Source organism: Deltaproteobacteria bacterium, assembly GCA_003696105.1.
GTDB lineage: Bacteria > Myxococcota_A > Polyangia > Haliangiales > J016 > J016.
The window spans coordinates 1-5522 of sequence record RFGE01000261.1 but is presented as its reverse complement, the minus strand read 5'-3'; the positions used below and the strand labels follow the sequence as shown (position 1 = coordinate 5522).

Annotated in this window: 5 protein-coding genes; all 5 read right to left on the bottom strand. The window is 74.6% G+C overall.

Going from position 1 to position 5522, the window contains the following annotated elements; translation table 11 throughout:
* Positions 1–10: 10 nt before the first annotated feature.
* Complete coding sequence (locus tag D6689_16740) at positions 11–1789, bottom strand: hypothetical protein (protein RMH39391.1); 1779 nt, start codon at positions 1787–1789, stop codon at positions 11–13.
* Positions 1790–1795: 6 nt separating this feature from the next.
* Entirely contained in the window at positions 1796–2896 is a 1101-nt protein-coding gene (locus D6689_16735; GenBank protein ID RMH39390.1) for a TIGR02584 family CRISPR-associated protein, read from the bottom strand.
* Positions 2897–3165: 269 nt separating this feature from the next.
* Positions 3166–4314, bottom strand: coding sequence for a hypothetical protein (locus D6689_16730; protein RMH39389.1), 1149 nt, complete (start codon positions 4312–4314; stop codon positions 3166–3168).
* Between the two features lie 157 nt (positions 4315–4471).
* Complete coding sequence (locus D6689_16725) at positions 4472–5092, bottom strand: YbhB/YbcL family Raf kinase inhibitor-like protein (protein RMH39388.1); 621 nt, start codon at positions 5090–5092, stop codon at positions 4472–4474.
* The coding region (locus D6689_16720; GenBank protein ID RMH39387.1) for a hypothetical protein at positions 5076–5522 on the bottom strand (447 nt) is incomplete at its 5' end. The genes D6689_16720 and D6689_16725, both read right to left, overlap by 17 nt.

Here is a 5522-nt window from a genome sequence, read left to right as displayed (position 1 = left end):
GTGTCTGCCGTCATTGCGACTCCTCCTCCTCCGGTTGGGGTCCGTCGTCCGGGTTCAGGTCGATGCGCTCGCCGAGCACGTACGGGTCGGCGCGCTGTTGCTCGTGCGGCCGCCGATCCACCAGCGCGATCTCGCGCACGCGGCAGCCGAGCCGGCGCGCACGGTCGGCGGCGCGCTGGACGTAGAACTGCAGCGCGGTGGTACCGCCGGTGATGTTGACGGTGACGGACTCGGCGGCGACGAGGGCGGCGTCGAGGTCGGCGCGCAGGGCTTCGTCGGCGCGCCACGGCGGCGGCGCGAACGCGAACGGGTCGTCGACGAGGACGACGCGATGCCGTCCGGCGTAGTCGGCGCGCGCGAGCGCCTCGTCGACGCGCGCGGCGGCCTCGGCGCTGGTGACGATCCACAAGTCGGTGGGCTCGCACCGCCGGACAGCCGTGTACAGCACGCCGGGCGTGAGGCCCAGCGGCGTGATCAGCACGCGGGCGGCGCCGGACGCGGCGCCCGGCCACGCCATGTCGAGCAGCGCGCACGCCTCGCCGTGTAGCTCGTCGAGGTCTGTCCCCGCCTGAACGACGCCGGGGCACATGCCCGCGTGCGCGAAGCGGTTGCGCCGCTCGGCGACGCGCGACCAGACCGCGGCGACCGCCCGCTCGCTTTCGGTGGCGAGCTTGAGCTCGGCGCGCTGAGCGATCCCGTTGAGCGCCGCTTCGGCGGCGTGGCGCGCGCGGCCGTAGTCCAGCCAGTGCGCGGTGTCGCCGGTGACCAGCAGATACCAGCTCGCCAGCCACTCGCGCAGCAGCGCCAGCACCGCGCGCTCGTCGCCGCGGTCGACGTACCAGCGCACGACGGCGAGCTGGCGCTCGAGCTCGCGCCGCGTGAGCGCCACCGACCGCTTGCGCTCGTCCGCGCCCCGCTTGGGCGGCTTCGGAAACGGCTCCGGCAGGGCGATGTCGTCTACGAGGGCGGCCACGGGTGCGAGAGACAGCCGGGCCAGGCCCTGCGCGTCGGCCGCGCCGAGCGCGCCGGCGAGCCGGTCGCCTTTGGCCAACCAGGCGGCGTGGGCGCCGGCCTCGAGCGGGAGCGCGGATCGCAGCGCGAAGGACAGGTCGCGCAAGCTGTTGATGAGGCGGCTGAGGTCCTCGGGTCGTTCGCCGGCGCGAAACGCCGCGCCGACGTCGCGGCTCAGCTCGTCGGCGAGCGCGCCGAAGTCGCCGGCCCGCCGGGCGACCTCGATCGCGGCGTACCAGTCGAGCGCCCGCACCATGCCGGTGAAGTCGAGCACCGGGGTCGTGTCCGCGGAGAGCTCGAGCGCGCCGTAGTGGACGCCGGCGATGTCGGCGCCGCGCAGCGCGCGCAGGTACGCCGCCAGCGCGAAGCAGATGAACGGCAGGTTGCGCAGCCCGTGGGTGATGTCGAAGACCACGCGCCCGCCGGCGGGGACGTGCTCGGCCAGGCCGCGCAGCACGTCGGCGAGCCGGACCGGCGGGGCGCCGGCCGGCGCGTCGAGATCGTCGGGAATGATCAGGGGGTCGGCGGACAGCCCCGCGTCGGCAAGCTCGGCCGCGAGCGCCTCGAAGTGCGCCTGCCTGGCTTTCTCGGTGACGAGCACGACGGCCTTGCCGCCGGCGAGGTCGCCGCGCAGGCGGGCGATGGCCGCGCCGGCGAACCGACTGCGCTCCACGCGGTCGCCCGACGCGTAGGCGACCTCCCGTTCGTGACGGACGCCCAGCGCGGTGACGAGCAGCGCCGGCGGGCCCGCGGTGTCGACCTGGCTAGATGATGTCATGCCGCCTCACTTTGCCGTCGCGCGCGCCGCGGCGCACGGGTTGGAACGTTCCACGTCGATCGCGATCCGGTCGGCCGGCAGCGGCACGCCGTAGCGCGTGGTGCCGCGGCGCCCGACCGACGCGATGCCGGCGCGGTCGGTCCAGCTCGCGGGCACGCCGGCGCGGCGCATCGCGTCGCGGATGCGCGAGCAGACGGCGCGCAGGTCGGCCGCGGTGCCCTTCGCGTCGTCGGGGTCGACCCAGGCCCCGAAGTCGCACGTGAGTTGTTCGGGCGACACGAAGCAGCGGCGGCACTGGCGCGGCGCCGCGCACCCGCACGCGACGCGGCGGCGCGCGAACGCCAGCCACGTCACCGCGTCGGCCGCGCGGCAACGCAGCTCCCAGTCGCCGACGAACGCCGTGACGCGGCCGCGGGCCGTCACGAACCGCAGCCGAACGCCGTCGCCCGCGTCGATGCGCCGCTGCACCGCGTCGACGATGACGCGCAGGCTCGGCCCCTCGTCGGCGCGCTCGGGCAGGTACTCGCGCAGCCGCGGGAACGCGACCTCCGCGAGGTCGATCGGGTCCGGTTCGCCCGGCGCGGGAAAGAAGAAGTCCGTGCGTTCGAACTCGGGCGGCACGAGCACGTGGAACAGCCGGTCGCCCGGCCGGGCGAACAGCTCGAACGCGAGCGTGAGATAGACGCCCAAGGTCTTGCGGCCGCCGGCGATGGAGCCGACGAGCGGGCGGCGGCCGCGGGCGAGCGCCGCGACGGCCTGCACGATCTGCCGGGCGACGGCGTCGTTGTCCCGGGTGGAGCGCACGTCGTCGAGCGGGCGGCCGGCCGGCGAGCGCAGCGGCACGATGCGCGCGCGCGGGCGCGGCAGCGCGTGGACGGCGGCGAGCCGCGACAGCGCGCCGGAGCGCCCCAGCAGCCGCGTTCGCGCCGCCCGTTCGGCGTGGCGCGTGCACAAAAGGTGGACGTCGGCGACGCGAACGCCGCGGCGCGCGAGCGAGTACAACGTCTCGGTCACGACCTGCGGCGCCTCGCCGAGCACGGCGCACAGCGCGGCGTCGCGCGCGGCGCGCGCCGTCCCGGCACTCCCCTCTCCGGCCGACCGAGCCACCGGTATCCCCCCGAGCCGGATCAGGCTACGCAGGTCGGCGCGCGGACTCCAGCGCGCCCGCGCGAAAAATTGACCGTGGTGCGCGGCGCGCGCGAAAACCGCCGCGCGATCCGACGCGGTGCGCGGCGCGCGGCGCGTCCGGATTGGCCCGTTAGGGCCACCTCCGCGCGCGGCGCGGGGCGCGGCGCGGGCGCGGGCGGCGCGAGCGCGCTACGCGGGGCGCGGCGCGGGCGGCGCGAGCGCGCTACGCGGGGCGCGGTGCGGGCGCGCTACGCGGCCGCGCCGAAGATCGGGCGTTCGACGGCGGCGACGGCGTCGTCGACGCTGGTATCTGCAACCATGTAGTTCTTCCAGCGGTGGCCGGGGCGCGTGAGCTTGGCGTATGCGTTGAACACGGCGTTGAACGCGCCGAGGAGCCGCTCGGACGACACCGGCAGGTCGAAGCCGGACCGCTCCGACAAGATGGCGACCTTGCGCATGACCGAGCCGGCGAAGTCGAACACGTCGATCCCCAGCTCGGCGAGGTCTTCCTCCATCAACAAGATGAGCGGCAGCGCGGGCAGCGCCATGCGCAGGCGGCGCACGCGCGCGACGGGGTTGCGCTTGTGCCACGCGTGCAGCGGAAATTCCTTGAAGTAGTTGGACGGAAGCGCGGTGTGGCGCGACTCGTCGAGGTGGAACAGCCGCAGGATGTCCAGGCCGGGCAGGTGCGCGAGGGCGCCGAAGATGCTCAGCGCGATGGTCTCGACGAGCACGTTCATGCCGAAGAACTTGTCGAGACCGCGCGCCTTCAAGATGCGCTCGAGCATCAGGTACTCCCACGCGGATTGGCGCGGCACGGGCACGCCGAACGCGCGCACGAGTTCGCGCATGACGACGAAGTGCTTGGCCTCCTCGACGATCTGCATGGTGACCGCGGCCTTGGCGCCGGTGCTCTTGACATCGCGCAGGGTCGACGCGGACACGAGCCAGGCGTAGGCCTCGCCGTGGCCGATCGCGGTCAGGATGTTGACGATGGCCTGCTTCTGCCGCGGCGTGTACTCGCGGTCGACGAGCGCGCGGAAGTCGTCGGACGTGATGCGGTCGTGCGCGGCGCGCTCGTCGGGCGACAGGTTCGACAGCGCCACCTCGCGCAGGTGCTTTTCGACCTCGCTCGCGTCGCGAAACGACGACCACGGCAGGTTGGTCTCCGCCTTCCACAGCAGCCGCAAGCTCTTGTCGTAGTGCTTCTTGCGCATGCGGTCGCGCGCGCCGCCGACGAACTCGTACCGCTCGTCGTCGTAGTCGGCGGCGCGGCCGCGGAGGCCGACGCGAGCCTTGGCGCGGTCGATCGCGCGCAGGGCGCGGTTGGCGGCGGCCTCGACGCGGCGGTTGATCCGGACGGCGCGAGGATGGGTCGGCAGCGCGTGGAATTCCATCGATCCTCCAGTGGTCACCCCTCGTGACCCGCGGGTCAGTGCCAGGATCGATGACGGCGCGCGCCGGCCAGTTGACGCAGATCAACGCGCTGCCGGCCCCGCGGCCGCGGTGCGGGGCGCGGGACCGCCGGCGCCGCGTCCCGCCGGCGCCCCCCGCCTACGACGCGTCCGGGTTGATCGCGTACAGGCCGGTGACGGTGGCCTTGTCGAGGACGTGCCCCTCCATCGCGGCGAACGCGTCGGGCGCGCGGAACCGCTCGGGCACGTCGAGGCGGTCGACGTCGAGCGCGTAGACGGTGAACTCGTAGCGGTGCACGAGTTCGTCGTTGAACGGCGGCCACGGACCGTCGTAGCCGTAGTAGTCGCCGGCCATGTCGGCGTCGCCCTCGAACCACATGGTGTAGTCGTTGATGCCGTGCCGGCCGCGCGGGCAGTCCGGGCCCTTGCCGCGCGGAGTGACCCCGCGCGAGAACTCGCCCTCGGCGATCGGCGCCGCGTCGGCGGGCAGATCGATCAGCACCCAGTGATAGAACGGCGCGCGCGGCAGGTCGCGCGGTACGGTGACGCCGGGCTTGTTGACGTGCGTCGGGTCGGTCGGCGCGCACGGGTCGACGCACACGATCGCGAGCGAGCGCGTGCCGGCCGGCAGATCCGACCACGCGAGGTGCGGGTTGAGGTTGTCCGACGGCACGGCGTGTCGGTCCGGGTCGCGCTTGCCCATGGCGAACTTCTCGGGGAGCCGACCGCCGTCTTCGAAGCTTTCACTCCACAGTTTCATGGCGAGCCTCCTGGTCGTGATCGCGCGGCCGCGGATGCGGCCCGGCCGGACTGTACCGCCTCCCCGGCGACCGCGCACGCGCGCCGGCGCGATCCGCGCTCCCTCGGTCGCCGGCGCACACGCGCGCGCCGGACGGGGCGCGGCGCAGGCCGGCGCCGCGAATGCGCGCGGTCGCGCGCCACGCGCGGTAGTCGCCGCGGTCGACCTCGATCGCGACGGCGTGCAGCCCGCGCGCGAGCGGACCGAGTGCGACGACGCGGCGCGCGCCGGCGCGAACGACGCGCGCCGCGACCGGCCGCCCGTCGACGTAGACCCGCAGGTAGCGGGCGTACGGGTCGTCGCTGGCGAGGTGAACGGTCAGCTCGGCGGCGACGGGTTCGGCAGCGGTCACGTACGCGACCGCGCGCGCGATGGCGCGCGCCGGCAGCGG